Origin of the sequence: Enterobacter ludwigii, assembly GCA_023023105.1 — a bacterium.
GTDB classification, from domain to species: domain Bacteria; phylum Pseudomonadota; class Gammaproteobacteria; order Enterobacterales; family Enterobacteriaceae; genus Enterobacter; species Enterobacter adelaidei.
The window spans coordinates 2,990,876-3,011,281 of record CP083824.1; the positions used below are offsets into that span (position 1 = coordinate 2,990,876).

Sequence of the window (20,406 nt, forward strand, 5' to 3'; positions counted from 1 at the left end):
TACTTATGAATTTAATCAGTTTCAACGCGTTCGCGTATCACCACTGCGGGGTTGCCACGGCAAACTTTATTTGCCGGTAGCGATTTAAAAACGCTGCTGCGGGCACCCACTACCGTGCCATCGCCAACAGAAACACCCGGTGCAACAAAAACATCTGTCGCCAGCCAGCATTTTTCACCGATCACAATAGGTGACGCGGTAATATCAAAATGCTGACTCATAAAGTCGTGGCTGCCGGTGCACAGATAACACTTCTGTGAAATCACCGAATTTGCGCCAATCGTAATTTCGCCAAGGGTATATAACACTGCGTCATCCCCTACCCATACGTAATCCCCAAGCGTTAATTTCCAGGGATAGGTAATTTTTACCGACGGACGAATAACTACGTTTTTTCCGATTTTTGCGCCAAAAAGCCGCAATAAGAATGCTCGCCAGCGGTAGAGTATTTGCGGCGACCAGGCAAATAACGTTGCCTGAACGGCCCACCACAACTGCACCTTAATACCGTTACCCCCGCGAAAACCTTTCGGCACGGTGAATCCTTTAAGATCCTGCATTGCGTTTCCTTATATTTCAGGCTTTGTTATATAAGGCTTTGGTTTTACCTGTGGTTTTCAGACGTAATAAATAAGACAGTTCTGCCCAGAAGGCCGGCACGCGCAATATTTTTCGCTGTACGTTTTTTGCATCCTGGCACAACTCCAGGTTGTTCGAAGTGGATACACCGCCCATGGAAAATTCGGACACCAGCCCCTTAATTCGACGGAACGGGTAGCCAGACTTATATAAACTGGCTGCCAGCGCATAATCGGATGACACTTTATACTGCAAGTCGAACGGCTGTTTTTTCAGACCTTTTACCGGAAAGAAAATGGCCTGATGACTGGCGGGTAGACTGTGATAGATATACCAACCTGGTTTCGCACTGCGGCAAACTTTATGTCCATCCCCGAAATCGAGCAGCGCATCGCCAATAAACATGGCCTCTTCTTTCTGGCGAGCCAGCTGTCGGGCAAACATCGCCACGTCATCGTGGAACACATCACCCGAATTCAGGAAGATCACATAGCGGCCCTTCGCCATCTCAATGCCTTTATTCATCGCATCGTAGATGCCTTTATCTTTCTCACTGATGTAGCGTAAGTTGAACTCACCGTTGAGTTTTTCCAGAAACTCTGCCGTACCGTCGTTTGAGCCGCCATCAACCACGATCCACTCAAAGGTAAGGCTCGGATCGCGCGCCAGATTGCGCAGCGAGCGCCAGGTTTTTACCACCCCTTCGTAATTACGAAAAGCGACAGTAATGACGCTTAGAAACATAAGACCACCTCGTCATGAATTCGTAATATTAAGCGCTTTACGCAGAATAAACGGACAAACAATTAAGAAAGCATATTCCGGGCTAAATATTGAACCGGTAAAAAACAGCGACATTGGCGTAAACAGATAAAGCTGCACGCGAAAGTTCTGGTTATCACCAAACGCGTTAATCATCATTTTGAAAACTTTAAACAGATACCAAATTGTCAACAGTACGGCAAACCACGAAAAATAAATAATTAACAGATACAGACCATTGTCTATGGTTTTACCGACATCCGCACCGTTAAAGATTCCGAATGATGCAACATATTCGTAAAGTGAGCCAAATCTTACTACACCATCAATATGGGTTAAGGAATAACCCACCATCACCAGCGGACCAATGATGCGATAATAAGATGAAGACCCTTCCGTTCCCAAATCACCCAGACGTTCTGAGATGTACGGGAAAGCAAATATAACGCCGACCATGAATACCGTCAGGGAGATAATTGCCAGCGGCAGTTTTTTCTTAATTGCCTCTTTGTTCAGGTACTGGAACGCCCACTCCAGCAGGTAAAACAGGATAAATGTCATTACCCCCGAGAACGATCCTGACAGAACAATTCCTGCAAGAATCATAGCATCGGTCTTAGGCGTTTTGATACCAAACTGTTTGATGCTGAGCCAAATTGAGATTAACGCCAGAGCGAAAAACGCCGGTTCAAAATAGAGGGCCGTAGTACGCTTCCCGCCAAACTTGATGAAGTTCAATACATAGCTGTTACTGTAAATGAGATATTTCGAAATTATCTCCATCAGGCTACTACCACCGGTGAGAATAATTTGTGCCATTTCCAGTGCGGCAAGCATAACAATTAACGCAACGGCAATATAAAAGAACCTGAGGATTTTCCGATAATTGTGTGGAGAAATGGTTTTAAAACGAATACTCCAGACCATTCCGATAATAATGACAATATAAACAAACAGCATGGTCGAGGTGACGTATTTACTGGCATCCAGTGACTGTCCAAAGATGTAGTTAAATAGCGTCAGGCACGTCCCCATCCCCAGGGCAATCATCAGCTTCTTAAGGTTGATTTTATCGACATACAGCAGAAGCAGGACAGGCAAGAAAGTAACGATAGTTATCGGGAAGCTTTCGCCTAGCTGGGCAATCTTAACGTTAACCAGCAGGTAGATCAGCGGCAGCAACAGATAACTACAGATTCTGATAGAACGAGACATACTCCTCCAGCATCTGTTGTCCACTGTAGGCCTTGCGGCTGCGCTTGCGGAACGATTCCAGGTCAGTACCAAATACGGCCTGCGCGATATCGGCTTTCGGCAGTTGCACCAGCGGCAGCACCTCGTTTTCAGCGAACGTTTTACCGCCCGATTTTTCCAGCACTTCACGCGCAGCGTCGCTGTGGGTGGCAATCACCGGCACGCCGATAGAGAGTGCTTCGCAAAGGATCAGGGGATAGTTATCCACCCGGGAGCTGAACACCAAGGCATCCATTTCGTTCAGTGCACTCATCAGTTTGCGTTTGTCGGTTTCAAACCCGTGATTGACCACGTTTGTCCCTTCGAACGGGGAAAACTTGCCGAAGGTATGCAGCTCGATATTGTCGCCCAGCGCCATCATGTCGCGCACCAGCTGCTGATTGGTTTTACCGTCATAACGCAGGTCATGCGCAACGATAGCGATTTTAGGTTTGCCCGTGGTTTCGGCCACCGGAGTCAGCTCGGCAAGAATGGCTTCCGTCGCCACGTCGATGCCGTTGTTGATAATCTTGCAGCGCCCTGCCCCGTAAAGGCTGTTGAACGCATCCGCCACATGCTGGCTTGGGGAGATAAACGTGCACCCCAGCGAAAGCATGTCGCGGAACAGCTGGCGCTTACCCTCCACCAGTTGATGAGCACGATCCACTTTCACCGGTGGGTAGTTACTTAATGTCGGGCATTTCCGGCAGTTATTTTTCCAGCCTTCGCAACCGTCGGTAAACGCACAGCGGCCGGTCACGCTCCAGTGATCGTGCAGCGTCCAGACAAAGCGGGTGTCCGGTTTATGTGCCTGCACGTTCTCACAAAACGCGACCACCTCTTCCAGGTTGAGCCAGTAGCTGTGCAACACATGAAAATGCAGCACCACCGGACCGGTGGTTCGCGTCACGGTGCGGTAGAGGTTATTCAGGTTGCCAAACAGATCGCGGTTAAACAGGCGGAACAGCGCAATGTTGGCGATCGACGTCAATCGTGGGGTCTGTTTCAACACCTGCGGATAGCGATCGTGGCTAACGCTTTTCTTACCCCCTTTGCCATAGCCATAGACAAAACGGGACTGTAACCCTTTTTGCAGCGCACGCTGATGCAGATCCAGCGCCACGCCGGCCGCCCCGCCTTCTGCGAGGCGTACGTTAAATTGCAGAATATTCATTTAATCACCTTCACGCGGGCTTTTTCTCCCACCACCAGCGCGTTATCCGGAATGCTGTCCAGCACCACGCTGCCAGCGCCAATGGTGACGTTATTACCAATCGTAATATCGCCAATGATCACCACGTTCGCGCCCAGCTCAACGTTATTGCCGATAACCGGGCACGCCAGACTGTCTGGCCCACGGTTACCGATGGTGACCGCATGACGAATAGTGAGATCATCCCCGGCGACCACGAACTTGTTGATCACCACCGCATAGCCGTGGTGGATGGTAAAGCGGCGGCCAATGGTGGCTGCGGCCTGAATCTCATAACCAAAAAAGCATTCAGTGATGATGCGGTACAGCACCAGCACCGGTGCAGCCCAGATATTGTTCAGCACATTTTTCTTGCGCCACACCGAGCAAAAGTGCGCGATGCGGTAGGCCAGGACCATGCAGCACGGGCGCAGGCTCCAGCTGTTTGCGCGGCAATCTTCCAGAAACATTATTTCCCCCGAAGCCCGTCAGCCAGACGCTTGCCGTTACGCACGGAGAGCAATGTCAGCAACGTGCGCCAGTTCATGCGCTTGTTGCGGATCTGATAGAGGGTAAAGAGCTGATACTTCCTGCTGGCACGATCAAACTTGTCCTTGTGCTTGCGGTAAAAATGGAAGTAGCCCGAGAATTTCTTCGGCGAGGAGGTGATTTGCATCTCCCCGTGGTTGATATGCAGGATCTGCGTGGCCTCTTCCACTTTCCACGGCTCACCGTATTCCACCACCATCCGAAGGAAGATGTCGTAATCCTGCGCGGCCTTGAGTTCGGTATCAAACAGGCACTCTTTAAAGCGCCACGCCCAGGTAAAGACCTGGTTACCAATAATGTTGCGCTTGTAGAACAGGCGGCGGGAGTACGGTGATTTTGGGTACAACGGCAGGCTGGCAGGCTGCGAGTAGACTTCGCCCTGACAGACATAATCGTTGGCATACAGGAAAGCATGCGTGACCAGCTGTTCCTTGTGTGACAGGAATGTCGACAGACGGTTCGGCGTCCATTCGTCATCGTCATCAATTCCGGTCAGGTATTGCCCTTTGGCCTGCGTGATCGCCTGATTGCGTACTGCACACGCGCCGGAATTAATCTCGTTATGCGTATACATCACGCGCGGGTCGTTGAGGTCGGCCACAAATTTCTGCAATTGCTCGAAAGAGGAGGAACAGTCGTCAACGATGATCAGCTCCCAGTTATCGTAATCCTGTCGCAGTACAGATTTGATTGCACGGATCGCCAGCTGCTGACGATTCCATGTCGGCATATAGATTGAAACTAAAGGGCGTTGTGTGGTCATGGTCTTCCCCTTATCCCTCACCCCGACCCTCTCCCTGTGGGCTGAGGGTTAGGGTGAAGGGGATTTTTATTTACTGTCAGATTTGTATTCGTACTCGTAATAGCCGTAATCCTGATACCCACTCGCGCGACGGAAGATGGAGTTCAGGATCACCCCTTTGACCTCAATCCCGTTCTGCTCGAAGCGGCTCAGACTGGTTTCCACTTCTTTAATGGTGTTCACCGCATAGCGCGCGACCATCAACGTAGTACCAGCAAGACGGCCAACCACGGCGGCATCGGTCACGGCCAGAATTGGCGGAGTATCGATTAGCACCAGGTCGTAATGCTTACTTGCCCACTCCACCAGCTCGGCAAAACGCTCGCTCATCAGCAGTTCAGATGGGTTCGGCGGAATCTGTCCACGTGGGATCAGGTCGAATTTCGGGATCGTTGTCGGTTTTGCACTCTGGCCGATCTCACCTTTACCCAGCAGGATTTCCGACAGACCGTTAACGTTGTTGGTGCCCAGCAGTTCGTGGGTATAGCCTTTGCGCATATCGCAGTCGATCAGCAGCACACGCTTGTTGGTCTGGCTGACCACCGCCGCCAGGTTGGCGCAGACGAAAGTCTTACCGATTGACGGGCTGACGCCGGTTAACATCAGGACGTTGTTTTTGGCCTGCATCATGGCAAAGTGCAGGCTGGTACGCAGGCTGCGGATCGCTTCGATGGCGAGGTCAGTCGGGTTACCCACCGCCAGCAGCTGGCTCTGTTTGTAACGCTTAACGCCTTTGATGGTTTTGACGCTGTCACGGGATTTTTGCCATTCAGACTGCGGGATGCTGGCGTAGACGTTGATACCGTTCTCTTCCAGCACCTGCGGGCTTTCGATACCGCGGTTAAACAGCGAGCGCAGCAGCACGCCAACGATGGAGAGCATCAGGCCAAGAATAATGCTCCCGAGAATAATCAGCGCTTTCTTCGGCTTCAGCACACCAGGCTGAGTAATGGCCGGGTCAACAATACGGACGTCCCCGACGGTACTGGCTTCGGTGATTTTCAGCTCCTGCTGTTTGTTCAGCAGCTGCATGTAAACCTGCTGGCCCGATTCCACGTCGCGGGTCAGACGCACGATCTCCTGCTGCGTTTTCGGCATCGCAGTCACGCGACCGTTGAGCTTTGCCTTTTCCTCTTCCAGCGTGCGGCGTTTCTCAAGCAGCGTGCGGTAGGCCGGGTGACGTTTGGTATAGAGCTTGGAAATCTCCGCCTCTTTGAAGGTCAACTCGTTGAGCTGAGCATCAATGTTGACCATTGAATCAAGAACTGATTTTGCTTCCAGCGGCAGGTCGACAGAGTCTTTATCCTGACGATAGGCGTTCAGCTTGTTCTCGGCCTCATCCAGATGGGCGCGCACTTCCGGGAGCTGTTTCGCGAGGAAGGCCAGGCTTTTCGCCGCTTCCGCCGACTTACGCTCAACGTTCTGCTCAAGATAGTTGCGGGTGATACTGTTCAGGATATTGCGAATCTGATCTTTATCTTCACCGGTAAAGGTCATGCTCAGCACGCCGGTGTCCTTACCGTTTTCAGTGACGGTCAGGTTGTTTTGCAGATTGTTGATCATCCCCAGCGTGGAGAATTTGGTGACGGTGAATTCCCCCCCTTCGTGGGCGTTAATCGCGCTGACCATCATGCTGACGCCCTCTTTGGTCAGCATCTGTCCCACTTCGCCGCGCGCGCTAAAGCCCGCGTCGCTGGTCAACTGATACTGTTTCGGGCCGAGCACCGTCAGGGTAAAGGTCTGATCGGCAGCCCCTTTCGGCAGCACGAAGTCTGTGACCTTCACCGTGTCGTTGTTTCTGCCCATCAGCCGATCCCAGCCCGCACCAAATATCGGGAAGGTATTTTTGGTGACGGAGATATCGAGCCCGAGGTCGTGAACCGTTTTACCCAGCACCAGACGTGACTGGATCAGCTGAATTTCAGCGTCGGAGGCCGGCGGTTTGTTCGCCAGCGCAGAGCCGATATCCTGCACCAGCGAGTTGCCGGTATTTTGTTCAATCTGTACCAGCGCATCAGCGCTGTAGATAGGCGTTGCGAACAGCGTATAGACGACAGCGGCCGCGGCAAACACGGCGGTGATCCCAAGCACCCACCACTTTGCCTCTACAACCGTGCCGACCAGGCGCCCAATATCAATTTCATCACTGCCCGAAGTCGGGGCGGCGGAAAGTCTTGTTTTTTCTGTCATTGTTATCCCTGCTGAGCTTTCAGTGCCTGCGCCCATTGTTGGGCAGACTGGTCAAGTAAGGTGTAAACCGCCTCGAAGGCCTCATGGCTTTTGCGATACGGGTCAGGGATTTCGCGTTCATTGTCCCAGTGACCAAACAGCATCACCTTGCCGCGCATCTCCGGAGCGATATCGCACAGCGCATGAATATGGCGTTTTTCCATCGTCAGGATCAGGTCATACTCCCGGCACATCCGGCCGGTGACCTGGCGGGCAATGTGGCCATCAAGAGAAAGGTTATGATCCCGGGCCACGCTCGCTGCGTGCTCATCAGCGCCTTTGCCGACCAGCGCCCCCAGCCCTGCGGACTCAACGACCAATGCAGGCTGGTACTGTTTCAGCAACCTTTCAGCCGTGGGGGAACGGCAAATGTTCCCCACGCATACCACCAGAATTTTGTTAAACATCATGGATTACCAGGTATGAATGTCGCGCGCCGTATCCGTCATGTAGCGAACGCCACTGATGGTTGGCAGCAACTGGTTGATCAGGCGGTTCCAGCGGGCAACCGGCGCGGTGGTGACGTACACCACATCGTATGGCTGGAGACGGAACTCCGTGGCCATTACCAGAGAGGTCGCATCGGACATATCCAACTGATAAATGTTGGCAATCTTGCCTTTCGCGCTGCCCTCACCCTTCAGCGGACGGATCACAAAGATGCCGCTGGCGTTAGACGAGGTCAGATCGATACCTTCCGCATTGCCCAGCGCTTCGGTCAGGGTCATACCGCTGAAGTCCATTTTGAGGGTGCTCTGTTTCTTCACCTCCCCCATCACGAAGACTTTCAGATCGTCATTGCGTGGCACGTAAAGAATGTCACCCGGATAGAGCAGTCGGTTCTGGGTCAGATCGCCGTTTTGCATCAGCGCCTGCAGCGAAATACGCTGCTCTTTACCGTTGTGGGTCAGCACCACGTTGCGCCAGTCGGCACCATCGGTTAAGCCACCCGCAGAGTTAATGGCGTCCAGCACAGTCAGTGGGACGTTGGTGATGGCCTGCTGGCCTGATTTGTTCACCTGGCCGGAGATATAGGCCTTTTGCGAGCGGAATGCGGCGATATTAACGTCCACCTGCGGGTCAGCGATGTACTGCGCTAAGCGGCCGGTAATATCACTACGGATCTCGGCAAGCGTTTTTCCGGCAACATGCACTTTGCCGATATAGGGATAGAACATGGTGCCGTCAGATTGCACCCAGTTCCCGGTGTCGCTTGAGCTACGGTACTGACCCGCAGGGGTGGTCAGTTCAGGGTGATCCCAGACGGTCACGTTGATAACGTCACCCGGCCCCACGCGGTACTGGTAAGCGGCGATCTCCTGGTCCAGAGACATATTCGGCTGGGCAACATTTGGACGTGGACGCAATTGTTCCACCAGACGCGGCGTGAGCGGATAAACATTCACCATTTTGTCGAGATCAAAATCGGCATCTTGTTGTTTAATCACGTCCTTGCCCATCGTGGACATATTGCTGCCGGGAAAGACCGTACAACCGCTCATCAAGAGTGCAGATACCAATAATGGCATCAATTTCATTTTGGATTTCATCATTGATTATTTATCACTTTGGCAGAGTAATTATCCCGTTCAATTTAAATAAGCTCGTGTTGTATTGGGTTTCAGCATGCAGTTAATCAAATAGAAATATAACTGGCATCAGTCCTAAAAAAAGCTTATTCATCCATTGGCTCTTGACAGAATAACCGGGGCTGATTCACACGCTTTCAGACACGCTACCGCCCTTGGCTTTCAGTTACCAATCCACTGACTAAACAATGTGTTATGGATAGACGCCCTCTTGAGGATGGTCTTCTGGAAATATATCAACCGCCTGAAACATCCAACGGACAATGAATAACCCTGTCTGAAGACCAAAACAATAATTGCAACACCGTGATTTAACATTTGGTGCCGGGAGAATTGTTGCAGCTTACCTAATAGCAGGCAAGGAGACATCTCTCTCAATATCTGTTTTTAAGATTAATATTAAGAGCAAAGTTTTCACCTTTTAGGATTTTCTTTATATTGACAATATAAAAATAAAAACCATTAGCTGCGATATATCCTAAAATTCCTTTCTGTAATTAAATCTACGCATTTACCTTATTTACAGTTTCAATCAATGCCACTCTGTTTAGTACATCGTATTAAGAGAAATCGCAGCCCGGCATTGCAATTTCTTTCAGCTTTATCCATGATCGAAGTGTGACATTGGTCATATAACAGAAGGTATTGCTATTACTATGGAATGGATTGCCGATCCATCAATCTGGGCCGGGCTGGTTACGCTGGTCGTCATCGAATTAGTTCTCGGTATTGATAATCTGGTCTTTATCGCCATCCTCGCTGAAAAACTCCCCCCTTCCCAGCGCGACCGCGCGCGCGTAACGGGCTTACTGCTGGCGATGGCGATGCGACTGCTGCTGCTGGCGTCAATTTCCTGGCTTGTCACGCTAACTAAGCCACTGATTACTCTATACAATATCAGCTTTAGCGCCCGCGACCTGATCATGCTCTTCGGCGGGTTGTTCCTGTTGTTCAAAGCCACAGTAGAACTGAACGAACGGCTCGAAGGGAAAGACAGCGAAAATCCCACCCAGCGACGGGGAGCTAAATTCTGGCCGGTCGTGGCACAGATTGTGGTACTGGATGCGGTCTTCTCTCTGGACTCGGTGATCACTGCCGTCGGAATGGTGGACCATCTTGCCGTCATGATGGCTGCGGTAATTATCGCCATCACGCTGATGGTCATGGCGAGCAAAGCGTTGACGCGGTTTGTGAACAGCCACCCGACCATCGTTATCCTCTGCCTGAGCTTCCTGCTGATGATTGGCTTTAGCCTGGTCGCCGACGGTTTTGGCTTCCATATTCCAAAAGGCTACCTGTACGCCGCGATCGGCTTCTCGGTGATGATTGAATCCCTGAACCAGCTCGCCATATTCAACCGTCGTCGCTTTTTGTCGGCAAACCAGAGCCTGCGCCAGCGGACCGCTGATACCGTGATGCGCCTGCTCAGCGGGCAAAAAGAGGACGCGGAATTAGATGCCGAATCTTCTGCGATGCTGGCCGATCATAACGACGGGCAGATCTTCAATCCGCAGGAGCGGCTAATGATTGAGCGGGTGCTCAATCTGAATCAGCGTTCGGTCAGCAGCATCATGACTTCACGTCATGACATTGAGCATATCGACCTGACAGCACCGGAAGAACACATTCGCGCTTTGCTGGATAAAAATCAGCATACCCGCGTAGTTGTGACTGGCGGTGAGGAAGAGGAAGAGTTACTGGGTGTGGTGCATGTCATCGACCTGCTGCAACAGCAGTTACACGGTGAAGCGTTAAACCTGCGCGCCCTGGTGCGTCAGCCACTGGTTTTCCCGGAGGGGCTGCACCTGCTCTCTGCTCTTGAGCAATTCCGTAATGCGCGCACCCACTTCGCTTTTGTAGTAGATGAGTTTGGTTCGGTTGAAGGACTGGTCACGCTCAGCGACGTGATGGAAACCATCGCCGGTAATTTACCCAACGAGGTGGATGAGATTGATGCCCGCCATGACATCCAGAAAAATGCTGACGGTTCCTGGACGGCCAACGGCCATATGCCGCTTGAGGACCTGGTGCAATATGTACCGCTACCGCTGGATGAAAAACGTGAATATCACACCATCGCCGGTCTGCTGATGGAGTATTTGCAGCGTATCCCGCAGCAGGGGGAAGAGGTTCAGGTGGGCGACTATCTGCTTAAAACGCTACAGATTGAAAACCATCGCGTGCAAAAGGTTCAGATCATCCCCCTGCGAGATGAAGAAGAGCTGGATTTTGAGGTGTAAAAAAGCCGGGAGGCGGCAGCGCCTTACCCGGCACAACAGACATCAAAGCTTATCCAACAGCTTTTTCACATCTTTGCCTGTCTGTGAATCTTTATTACGATCCGCCCAGCTGTTAAGCCGACGTTTGGCTTCATCCTGCAGATGCTTACGCAGGATCTGATCCACCTGAAGGCTGTAATTCAGCGCCTGCCATTTACCATATACGCTAAGCGGGATCGGCGTCTCTTTCAGGAAGTCAATCAGCTTACTTTCACCCTGCCAGCCGGAAAGTACCCTGACATTAAAACGGGTGTCCGCCGTCTCTTTCACCAGATCCAGTGAACCGTCCCCCGTCAGTGACAGCATGGAAGAGGTTCCTTCCATGCTGTCCAGAGTAAGCTGTCCGTTATCCAGCGTCAGGTCGGTGGTGAAGCTGTCGAGGCGCGTGGCGCTATCGTAGTTTTCCTGGGCTTTCACATCACTGCTGCGTTCAACCGCCTGCTGCACCAGCTGTTGGAAGTTAAGGCCTTCCATTCGGGAGTTTTTCAGATCAACATGCCCCTGCCCCTGCCACTCGCGACGGAAAGCATCGGCATCAATTTTTGTACCGGAGAAGTCACCCGCCAGCGTCAACTGCCCGGTCAGAGATATCGGGTAGTTGAAGGCTTTCAGGATGGTACCAATCTCAACGTTATCGAGACGCGGCTGGAATTCGACGCTGGCAACATCTTTACGGACATCCAGCGTGCCCGGCAGTGAGAGGTGTCCGGTCCCCAGTTTGCCGCTCAGTTCAGAGATCACCAGCAAACCGTTATGGTTGAACATCTGGCTGCTTACATCGGTAAAATCGATGCCGCGCCAGCGCAGGCTATTGGCTTTCAGCAGAATATCTGCCGTGAATCCGCGCAGGGCATTATAGTCAGGCTGTTCAAGATTCGACGAGATAACCGGGCGTGAGACCGGTGTCTGGCTTTGCCCCGTTTGCGTGGCATCGCTGTCCGTTGCGCTTGCAGGCAGAGGGGGCAGCAGGTTTTCCAGGTTAAGCTTGTCAAACTGCAGATTCAAAACCCACTTAGGTTTTTCCTCGAGAGAGACGCTCGCCTGCCCTTTCAGGCTACTGTCATTCGCCTGCAGGTTGAGGTTGTCCAGTTCCAGCTGTTTTTGTTCTTCACGCCACACGGCCTGCAACGTTCCCTGACCGGTTATCCCCTGAGAGGGCAGATCGGCTCCCGTCAGTTGCCAGTTCAGTTGCTGAATGTCGGCGGTAAGCTGATGCGGATAATCCGATGCATTCACGTTGGCATTCAGCGACAGGGTCAGATCGCGCTGATCGCGGTTCACCCGTCCGCTAAATTCAACCGTTGCCAGATGATGCGCATCCTGTTCCATCTGCAGGTTGATATTTCTTACGGTAACCTGCTCCTCATCCTCATGCTGGAAAACTAACACGCTATCAGCAACTTTCAGTTTACCAATATCAAAGGACCAGCCCGTATCAGACGGTTCATCGGGCAGGGTGTTTTCTCGCGGCGCAACCGGCGCATTCGCGTCACGAACGGCTTCGGTTTGCGGAGTGAGCTGAATCACCGCGCCTTTCAGCATCACCTGATTAACCTGCAGCTGGTGAGAGAACAACGGGATTAGTGCCACATCGAGACGCATGTTATCCGCTGAGACCAGCGGCAAAGCAGCCCCCGGCGCCGTTAATGACATGCGACCAGAGAGAATGCTGAGCTGTGGCCAGACGTGCCAGCGCAGCGACCCGTCAAGCTTCAGTTGATAACCACTGCGTGCCTCGACCTGCCGCACCATATAAGTGCGGAAATCGTTCGGGTTAACCAGCAAAACCAACGCCGAAAGGCCAGCAACCAGCACCACCAGCAAAATCATCAGCGTTGTCAGAACTCTTCTCATGGCATCCTCGATGGACTAACGATCAGTCTTTATCAATACGGCTGGCAACCGCGCCCTGCTGGTCGCGATATTTTGCGTCCTGACGGCGGTTATAAGGACGATCGGCAGGACCTGACAGAGGTTCAAAGCTTAACGCGCCGATCATCATTCCAGGGCGTAGAGCCAGAGGCAGTTTACCGGCATTGAAGAACTCCAGTACGATACGGCCAGACCAGCCGGGATCAATACGGTGCGCGGTTACGTGAACCATCAACCCCAGACGCGCCAGTGATGAGCGACCATCCAGCCAGCCAACCAGGTCCGCTGGGAGCGTCACGGATTCATACGTCACCGCCAGCGCCAGTTCACCTGGGTGCAAATAAAAGGCTTCGCCTTCGTCAATGACGATTTCGTCACTCATCACGCGATCGAGCGCGGCGCTGACTTCATCCTTCGGCCCGCTGAGGTCGATGAACGGCGCGGTGTGGCCACTAAAGGTACGGAATTTATTCCCCAACCGCACATCAACGGTCACACCATTGATACGCTCCACCGGTGGACGTGGGGTAATAGACAAACGGCCTTCATCCAGCCAGGCTTCAATATCGCGATCACAAAGACGCATGGCACTTTCTCCTTTCATGCATCGTACCCTGAGGCGGTAAACACTCAGGGTAAAACCAGGTTATCTCTGAACGGTACACAATTCACGCGGCTTATTCAAAAAACTGGCTGATTTTCGCTTTTAAGATATCAATAGCTATGCGGTTTTTGCCCCCACGCGGCACGATGATATCGGCGTATTGCTTGGACGGTTCAATAAATTGCAGGAACATTGGGCGGACCGTTTTCTGGTATTGCGCCATGACGGAGTCCATCGAACGACCGCGCTCATTAACGTCACGTTTGATGCGGCGCATCAGGCAGATATCCAGCGGGGTATCGACGAAAATAGAGAAGTTCATGGACTCACGCAGACGGGCATCAGTGAGAAGCAGAATGCCTTCCAGGATGATGACCTTCTTCGGCTCGATGCGGATAGTTTCCTGAGTGCGGGTATGTTCTACATAACTGTAAACCGGCAGTTCAATCGCCTGGCCGCTCTTAAGCGCTTCCAGATGCTGGAACAGTAAACTGTGATCCATTGCATTTGGGTGGTCATAGTTGGTTTTTACACGCTCTTCCATCGACAGATGGGATTGATCTTTGTAATAGCTGTCTTCGGGAATGACGCCGATGTGCTCATCACCTACTTGTTCACGCAGTTCGCGATAAAGCGTACTGGCAATTAGACTTTTACCTGAAGCCGATGCGCCGGCGATGCCTATAATGACGCACTGATGAGACTTATCAGTCATAAATTTAGCGACCTGATTAACCTGGATGTTAAGGAAGGACGACGCCGGAGCGTCAAACGCGGCAATTATAGGGATTTCGGGAGCGTGATACCAGTCGAAAGCACAGGTTCTGCGAGACAGCCTGAAAAGTGGCGCATTCTTCCTTTAGTTAAATTTAAATGAACACTTTTTCAGCAATTAACATGGATTTTTTTAAGAGTAACTATTTAATAAGTCTATGATGTCAAATTATGAGCAGTCACCATATGAATTGTAAATTGTTTGTACTAGCATAAACCAAATTATCAAATTCACTCGTCCGGACTTCTTTCCTGGCGGCATGGCGTCTCTGGATAAAGCGGTAATGAATAAACAATACCAGCGGGTTTTGGTTACCACCCCACATCCTTTATTACGACTTGTCTGTCTGGGCCTGGTCACCTTTATCTTTACCTTATTTTCGCTTGAGCTAACTCGCTTCGGTACTCTGCTGGCGCCGCTCTGGTTTCCCACCGCCATCATGGTGGTGGCGTTTTACCGCCATGCAGGAAAAATGTGGCCGGGGATTGCTCTGGCCTGTTCGTTTGGCAATATTCTGGCTTCATGGATGTTGTTTTCGTGGGGGGCGACAAGCTTCATCTACCCCTCAATCAACGTGATTGAGGCTGTGATTGGCGCGTTGCTACTGCGCAAATTGCTCCCGTGGTATAACCCGCTGCAAAATCTGAATGACTGGATCCGTCTGGCCATTGGCAGCGCGCTGGTGCCACCACTGGTGGGCGGTGTTCTGGTCTATTGTCTGATCCCTACTCCAGAACCACTGCGTAATTTCCTCGTCTGGGTCTTGTCTGAAGCCATCGGTGCGCTGGCGCTGGTGCCGTTAGGATTGCTTTTTAAACCGCATTATCTGCTGCGCCATCGTGACCCGAGATTGCTGCTTGAAACGCTGACCACCATGGCGGTGACGTTAGTCCTCAGTTGGGCAGCCATTATCTGGCTGCCGTGGCCCTTTACCTGCGTTATCGTTCTGCTTATGTGGAGTGCCGTGCGCCTGCCGCGAATGGAAGCGTTCATGGTGTTTCTGGTCACCGTTATGGTGGTTTCCCTGATGATCGCCCGCAACCCTCTGGCGTTGACCACTCAACATACTAACGCCATGTTGAATGCGCCGTGGCTACCGTTCCTGATGCTGCTCCTGCCTGCCAACGTAATGACCATGGTGATGTATGCTTTCCGCGCAGAACGCAAACACATTACCGAGAGCGAGGAGCGTTTTCGTAACGCGATGGAGTATTCCGCTATCGGGATGGCGCTGGTCAGCATTGAGGGTAAATGGCTTCAGGCCAACAAGGCACTGTGCAACTTTCTCGGTTACAGCCAGAGTGAGCTCCAGTCGCTCACCTTCCAGCAGTTAACCTGGCCGGAAGATTTGCATACCGACCTGAAACAACTGGAGCAACTGGTCAACGGAGAGATTAATACCTACACCCTTGAGAAGCGCTACTACACGCGCAATGGAGAGGTGGTCTGGGCGCTTCTTGCTGTCTCTGTCGTGCGCCATACCGACGGTTCACCCCTCTATTTTATCGCGCAGATCGAAGATATTAACGACCTGAAACAGACCGAATGGGTCAACAAACGTCTGATGGAGCGTATTACGCTTGCCAACGAAGCGGGGGGGATCGGCATCTGGGAGTGGGATCTGGAGCCAGACATTATCAGCTGGGATAAGCGAATGTTCGAGCTGTATGAAATACCGCCGCACATCAAGCCCACCTGGCAACTCTGGCATGAAGCGATGCTGCCTGAGGATCGCGCGCATGCAGAAAAGGTGCTGCGGGACTCTCTGATCGCCCGTTTGCCGTTTAAGCTTGAATTCCGCATCCGCGTGAAGGAAGGCGTGCGACATATCCGCTCTCTGGCGAACCGGGTGCTGAACAAGCAGGGCGAAGTCGAACGCCTGCTCGGTATCAACATGGACATGACCGAAGTTAAGCAACTCAACGAGGCCCTGTTCCAGGAAAAAGAGCGTCTGCACATAACCCTCGACTCCATCGGCGAAGCGGTGCTGTGCACCGATATCAACATGAATGTCACCTTCATGAACCCGGTTGCCGAGAAAATGAGTGGCTGGCTGCAGACCGAAGCTATCGGTCAGCCCATCCTGCGGGTGCTGCATATTACCTTTGGTGAAAAAGGGCCGCTGATGGAGAACATTCATAGCGGTGATATGTCCCGTTCCGATATCGATCAGGACGTGGTCCTGAACTGCCGCACCGGCGGTAATTTTGATATTCATTACAGCATTACGCCGCTCAGCACACTGGACGGACAAAACATTGGCTCGGTTATCGTGATTCAGGATGTGACAGAGTCGCGCAAAATGTTGCGCCAGTTGAGTTACAGCGCCTCCCACGATGCCCTGACCCACCTGGCAAACCGGGTTAGCTTTGAAAATCATCTCAAACGGCTCTTGCAGACCGTTCGCGAAACGCGCCAGCGTCATGCTCTGGTCTTTATCGATCTTGATCGTTTCAAAGCGGTCAACGATACGGCAGGCCATGCCGCAGGTGATGCCCTGCTCAGGGAGCTCTCTTCATTAATGTTGACCATGCTTCGCTCGAGTGATGTGCTGGCGCGTCTGGGCGGGGACGAATTCGGTTTGCTGTTGCCGGACTGCAACATAGAGAGCGCACGTTATATCGCCAGCCGCCTGATCCATACCATCAATGGCTATCACTTTATGTGGGAAGGACGCCTGCACAGAATTGGTGCCAGCGCAGGTATCACGTTGATTGATGAAAATAATCATCAGGCATCGGAGATCATGTCACAGGCTGATATCGCCTGTTATGCCTCGAAAAACAGTGGGCGCGGCATCGTCACGGTTTACGAACCTCAGCAGGAGCGGGACCACAGCGCACGCAGCATGATGTCACTGGATGAACAGTGGCACATGATTAAAGACAATCATCTGATGATGATAGCCCGCAGTGTCGCCTCGCCACGCATACCGGAAAGCTGTAACTTCTGGCTCATTTCGTTACGCCTGTGGACCAGCCAGGGCGAAGTACAGGAAGAACACGCCTTCCGATCTGGCCTGGCGGAGCCTGAGCTGTTGCACGCTCTCGACAGACGGATCTTTAGTGAGTTTTTCCGTACCTCTGCCGCACAGGTCGCCAGTAAAGGTATGGGCGTTGCACTGCCGCTTTCTGAAGCCGGTTTGGCCAGCGTGACGCTGGTCGATGAACTTCTCGACCTGCTGGATAAAAGCCCACTGCCGGGCCGTCTTCTGCATCTGATCATCCCTGCCGATGTGGTGTGCAACCCAGATGAAAACCTGCAACGGGGGCTGCAAAAGCTTCGTCAGGCGGGTTGTCGCGTGATTTTCAGTCAGGTGGGGCGTGACATGAACGTCTTTACCCACCTGAGCGCGAATATGGCCGACTATCTAATGCTGGATGCGGAAGTGGTAACCAATGTTTATGGCAACCTGATGGATGAAATGATGGTGACTATCATCCAGGGCCATGCCCAGCGCCTGGGGATGAAAACCATCGCGGGTCCCTGTAATCAGCCGATCATGATGGATACACTCTCTGGCATCGGGCTCGATTTTATTTATGGTGACACGATTGCCGAGCCACAGCCGCTGGATCTACTTCTCAATACCAGTTATTTCGCTATCAACTGACGGCGCCCAGCCGTCGGTATACCAGATGTGCAGCAGCGCGTAAGAACGCCAGGGCTGCCAGCGCTGAGCATAGCGACGAATTTGCGCTGGCGTCATCCCGGCAAAGCGTTGCTTAATCAGATAATCATCCGGCAGAAAAACATCCTTCGCCTGCCAGCCGCGCAGAGCCAGATAGTTTGCCGTCCAGCGCCCTATTCCAGGCCGCTGTTGCAAGGCCTTCATGCCTGCCTCAACATCCTCAGGTGGCGTCAGCGGAAACGTGCCTTCAATGACCGATTGCGCCAGATGAATCAACGACTCAGCGCGTTTGACCGGCATCCCGAGCGCTTTCAGCGCCAGCGGGTCCGTTGCGGCCAGCGCTTGTGGTGTGGGGAAGCAGAGATACCCCGGACAATCCGCGATCGGTTCGCCGCACAGCGCCACCACGCGCGAGGCCAGTTTCGCCGCCATCGCCACGCTCACCAGTTGCCCGAGAATCGCCCGCACGCCCTGTTCGTACGCGTCCATCGCCCCAGGCAAACGCAAGCCTGGCCGTGCAACGCCGAGATCGCCAAGCGTCTTGTGAATTTCATGCGGATCGCAGGCCAGATCGAACAGACGCCCAATACGTTCAAGACAGGTTTGCGCAACCGGGATTAACCCGGGGCTCAGCGTCACCTGTAGCGTGTGGGTCAGGTTATCCGGTGTGACGCGAAAGATCCCCTGGTGCCCCTCAAAGGCGAAACTGCGCTCGTAATAGTGTTCAGTGACGGTCTCAACGCCCTCTACCGCACGCGCGCCAAGAAAGCCAAACATCCATTGCCAGTCGTAAGGGGGTTGCCAGGTCAGGGTATACATTGTCGCTCCTTTTTTGTTCCCCTCAGCATAAACCGAAAGACCTTGTTTCGCCTTGCTTTCATATTCCTGTTGTCGCGATGCAGACATTTCGTTAAAGTCTCGCCCCTTCTCACTGGCATGGGGATTATTCGTGTTTATTGGATTTGATTACGGTACGGCAAACTGCTCGGTTGCAATTATGCAGGACGGACAGCCACAGCTCCTGAAAATGGAAAAAGAGAGTACGCTGCTGCCCTCAATGCTCTGCGCACCTACCCGCGAAGCGGTCAGCGAATGGCTGTTCCGCCATCATCAGGTTCCGGCCACCGCGTCGGAGACTCAGGCATTGCTGCGCCGCGCGGTCAGTTTTAACCGCGAGGAAGATATCGACGTTACGCCTTCCAGCGTGCAGTTCGGCCTCTCTTCGCTCGGGCACTACATCGAAGATCCCGAAGAGGTTTACTTCGTTAAATCACCAAAATCCTTCCTGGGTGCCAGCGGTCTGAAGCCACAGCAGGTGGCGATGTTTGAAGATCTGGTCTGCGCCATGATGCTGCACATTCGCAATCAGGCGCAAACCCAGGTGTCGCAAGCGATCGCCCAGGCGGTGATTGGCCGTCCGATCAACTTCCAGGGTCTGGGGGGAGATGACGCTAACCAGCAGGCGCAGGGTATCCTTGAACGTGCGGCGCACCGTGCAGGCTTCCGTGACGTGGTGTTCCAGTATGAGCCCGTTGCGGCGGGACTGGATTTTGAAGCCACACTGACGGAAGAGAAACGCGTATTAGTCGTGGATATCGGCGGCGGTACGACGGACTGCTCGCTGCTGCTGATGGGGCCACAATGGCATAACCGTCGCGACCGCGAAAACAGCTTGCTGGGGCACAGTGGCTGCCGTATCGGCGGTAACGATCTCGATATTGCCCTGGCGTTCAAGAGCCTGATGCCACTGCTCGGCATGGGCGGACAAACTGAAAAAGGTATCGCTCTGCCAATCCTGCCATGGTGGAACGCTATCGCGATTAACGACGTCCCGGCGCAGAGTGATTTTTACAGCACTGCAAATGGCCGTTTCCTGAACGACCTGGTACGCGACGCGCAGGACGCCGAAAAAGTCGCCCTGCTGTATAAAGTGTGGCGTCAGCGTCTTAGCTATCGCGTGGTACGTACCGCAGAAGAGAGCAAAATCGCCCTTTCCGACCGCGCTGAGCATGCGGTCTCCTTGCCGTTTATCAGCGACGATCTGGCCACTGCGATTTCTCAGGACGGGCTGGAGGCTGCGCTCGCGCAGCCGCTGCAGCGTATTCTGGAGCAGGTGCAGCTGGCGCTGGAAAACGGCAAAGAGAAACCGGACGTTATCTATCTGACCGGGGGGAGCGCGCGTTCACCGCTGATCAAAAAAGCGCTGGCGGAACAGCTGCCGGGCATTCCGATTGCGGGTGGCGATGACTTTGGTTCCGTTACCGCCGGTCTGGCGCGCTGGGCGCAGGTGATGTTTAGCTAGTCTCATTG

Annotated in this window: 16 protein-coding genes; 3 read left to right on the plus strand and 13 right to left on the minus strand. The window is 52.8% G+C overall.

Going from position 1 to position 20,406, the window contains the following annotated elements; genetic code table 11:
* Positions 1-11 precede the first annotated feature (11 nt).
* The 9 genes from wcaF to LCD46_14590 all read right to left on the minus strand — a co-directional run bounded on the left by wcaF (position 12) and on the right by LCD46_14590 (position 8,899).
* Positions 12-560 (minus strand): colanic acid biosynthesis acetyltransferase WcaF, encoded by a 549-nt coding sequence (wcaF, locus tag LCD46_14550; GenBank protein UOY69299.1) that lies wholly within the window; start codon positions 558-560, stop codon positions 12-14.
* 16 nt (positions 561-576) lie between these two features.
* On the minus strand, positions 577-1,323 hold the full coding sequence (gene wcaE, locus LCD46_14555) for a colanic acid biosynthesis glycosyltransferase WcaE (protein UOY69300.1): 747 nt from the start codon (positions 1,321-1,323) through the stop codon (positions 577-579).
* Positions 1,324-1,335: 12 nt separating this feature from the next.
* Positions 1,336-2,556 (minus strand): putative colanic acid polymerase WcaD, encoded by a 1,221-nt coding sequence (gene wcaD / locus LCD46_14560; GenBank protein UOY69301.1) that lies wholly within the window; start codon positions 2,554-2,556, stop codon positions 1,336-1,338.
* Entirely contained in the window at positions 2,531-3,748 is a 1,218-nt protein-coding gene (gene wcaC / locus LCD46_14565) for a colanic acid biosynthesis glycosyltransferase WcaC (GenBank protein UOY69302.1), read from the minus strand. The genes wcaD and wcaC overlap by 26 nt, the downstream gene beginning before the upstream one ends.
* Entirely contained in the window at positions 3,745-4,236 is a 492-nt protein-coding gene (gene wcaB / locus LCD46_14570) for a colanic acid biosynthesis acetyltransferase WcaB (GenBank protein ID UOY69303.1), read from the minus strand. Before wcaB ends, wcaC begins: the two co-directional genes overlap by 4 nt.
* Entirely contained in the window at positions 4,236-5,078 is an 843-nt protein-coding gene (gene wcaA / locus LCD46_14575; GenBank protein ID UOY69304.1) for a colanic acid biosynthesis glycosyltransferase WcaA, read from the minus strand. The genes wcaB and wcaA overlap by 1 nt, the downstream gene beginning before the upstream one ends.
* A 66-nt stretch (positions 5,079-5,144) precedes the next feature.
* Positions 5,145-7,307 carry a tyrosine-protein kinase Wzc gene (wzc, locus tag LCD46_14580; GenBank protein UOY69305.1) on the minus strand — a complete coding sequence of 721 codons (2,163 nt, stop codon included), beginning with the start codon at positions 7,305-7,307 and terminating at the stop codon, positions 5,145-5,147.
* 2 nt (positions 7,308-7,309) lie between these two features.
* On the minus strand, positions 7,310-7,753 hold the full coding sequence (wzb, locus tag LCD46_14585) for a low molecular weight protein-tyrosine-phosphatase Wzb (GenBank protein UOY72973.1): 444 nt from the start codon (positions 7,751-7,753) through the stop codon (positions 7,310-7,312).
* Positions 7,754-7,759: 6 nt separating this feature from the next.
* On the minus strand, positions 7,760-8,899 hold the full coding sequence (locus LCD46_14590; protein ID UOY69306.1) for a polysaccharide export protein: 1,140 nt from the start codon (positions 8,897-8,899) through the stop codon (positions 7,760-7,762).
* A 692-nt stretch (positions 8,900-9,591) separates the two neighbouring features.
* Here LCD46_14590 and LCD46_14595 point away from each other — a divergent pair.
* On the plus strand, positions 9,592-11,175 hold the full coding sequence (locus LCD46_14595) for a TerC family protein (GenBank protein UOY69307.1): 1,584 nt from the start codon (positions 9,592-9,594) through the stop codon (positions 11,173-11,175).
* A 42-nt stretch (positions 11,176-11,217) separates the two neighbouring features.
* Here the strand turns inward: LCD46_14595 and asmA are convergent, their stop codons facing one another.
* The 3 genes from asmA to udk all read right to left on the minus strand — a co-directional run bounded on the left by asmA (position 11,218) and on the right by udk (position 14,405).
* A complete protein-coding gene (gene asmA / locus LCD46_14600) occupies positions 11,218-13,068 on the minus strand; it encodes an outer membrane assembly protein AsmA (GenBank protein UOY69308.1) in 1,851 nt (616 codons plus the stop codon).
* A gap of 22 nt (positions 13,069-13,090) precedes the next feature.
* Complete coding sequence (dcd, locus tag LCD46_14605) at positions 13,091-13,672, minus strand: dCTP deaminase (protein ID UOY69309.1); 582 nt, start codon at positions 13,670-13,672, stop codon at positions 13,091-13,093.
* A 91-nt stretch (positions 13,673-13,763) separates the two neighbouring features.
* Complete coding sequence (gene udk / locus LCD46_14610) at positions 13,764-14,405, minus strand: uridine kinase (protein ID UOY69310.1); 642 nt, start codon at positions 14,403-14,405, stop codon at positions 13,764-13,766.
* Between the two features lie 343 nt (positions 14,406-14,748).
* Between udk and LCD46_14615 the strand changes: the two genes are divergently transcribed.
* Complete coding sequence (locus tag LCD46_14615; GenBank protein UOY69311.1) at positions 14,749-18,078, plus strand: diguanylate cyclase; 3,330 nt, start codon at positions 14,749-14,751, stop codon at positions 18,076-18,078.
* Here the strand turns inward: LCD46_14615 and alkA are convergent.
* Entirely contained in the window at positions 18,043-18,915 is an 873-nt protein-coding gene (gene alkA, locus LCD46_14620) for a DNA-3-methyladenine glycosylase 2 (GenBank protein ID UOY69312.1), read from the minus strand. The two genes, LCD46_14615 and alkA, sit on opposite strands and share 36 nt — an antisense overlap.
* 130 nt (positions 18,916-19,045) lie before the next feature.
* Here alkA and yegD point away from each other — a divergent pair, with 130 nt between their 5' ends.
* Complete coding sequence (yegD, locus tag LCD46_14625; GenBank protein ID UOY69313.1) at positions 19,046-20,398, plus strand: molecular chaperone; 1,353 nt, start codon at positions 19,046-19,048, stop codon at positions 20,396-20,398.
* Positions 20,399-20,406 lie beyond the last annotated feature (8 nt).

What these genes read in the sequence shown, in the direction of transcription:
- wcaD (UOY69301.1), bottom strand. Translation starts at nt 2,556, where the DNA reads ATGTCTCGTTCTATCAGAATCTGTAGTTATCTGTTGCTGCCGCTGATC.
- LCD46_14615 (UOY69311.1), top strand. Translation starts at nt 14,749, where the DNA reads ATGAATAAACAATACCAGCGGGTTTTGGTTACCACCCCACATCCTTTA.
- wcaB (UOY69303.1), bottom strand. Translation starts at nt 4,236, where the DNA reads ATGTTTCTGGAAGATTGCCGCGCAAACAGCTGGAGCCTGCGCCCGTGC.
- wcaA (UOY69304.1), bottom strand. Translation starts at nt 5,078, where the DNA reads ATGACCACACAACGCCCTTTAGTTTCAATCTATATGCCGACATGGAAT.
- wzc (UOY69305.1), bottom strand. Translation starts at nt 7,307, where the DNA reads ATGACAGAAAAAACAAGACTTTCCGCCGCCCCGACTTCGGGCAGTGAT.
- asmA (UOY69308.1), bottom strand. Translation starts at nt 13,068, where the DNA reads ATGAGAAGAGTTCTGACAACGCTGATGATTTTGCTGGTGGTGCTGGTT.
- udk (UOY69310.1), bottom strand. Translation starts at nt 14,405, where the DNA reads ATGACTGATAAGTCTCATCAGTGCGTCATTATAGGCATCGCCGGCGCA.
- LCD46_14595 (UOY69307.1), top strand. Translation starts at nt 9,592, where the DNA reads ATGGAATGGATTGCCGATCCATCAATCTGGGCCGGGCTGGTTACGCTG.
- wzb (UOY72973.1), bottom strand. Translation starts at nt 7,753, where the DNA reads ATGTTTAACAAAATTCTGGTGGTATGCGTGGGGAACATTTGCCGTTCC.
- wcaF (UOY69299.1), bottom strand. Translation starts at nt 560, where the DNA reads ATGCAGGATCTTAAAGGATTCACCGTGCCGAAAGGTTTTCGCGGGGGT.
- LCD46_14590 (UOY69306.1), bottom strand. Translation starts at nt 8,899, where the DNA reads ATGATGAAATCCAAAATGAAATTGATGCCATTATTGGTATCTGCACTC.
- dcd (UOY69309.1), bottom strand. Translation starts at nt 13,672, where the DNA reads ATGCGTCTTTGTGATCGCGATATTGAAGCCTGGCTGGATGAAGGCCGT.
- wcaE (UOY69300.1), bottom strand. Translation starts at nt 1,323, where the DNA reads ATGTTTCTAAGCGTCATTACTGTCGCTTTTCGTAATTACGAAGGGGTG.
- wcaC (UOY69302.1), bottom strand. Translation starts at nt 3,748, where the DNA reads ATGAATATTCTGCAATTTAACGTACGCCTCGCAGAAGGCGGGGCGGCC.
- alkA (UOY69312.1), bottom strand. Translation starts at nt 18,915, where the DNA reads ATGTATACCCTGACCTGGCAACCCCCTTACGACTGGCAATGGATGTTT.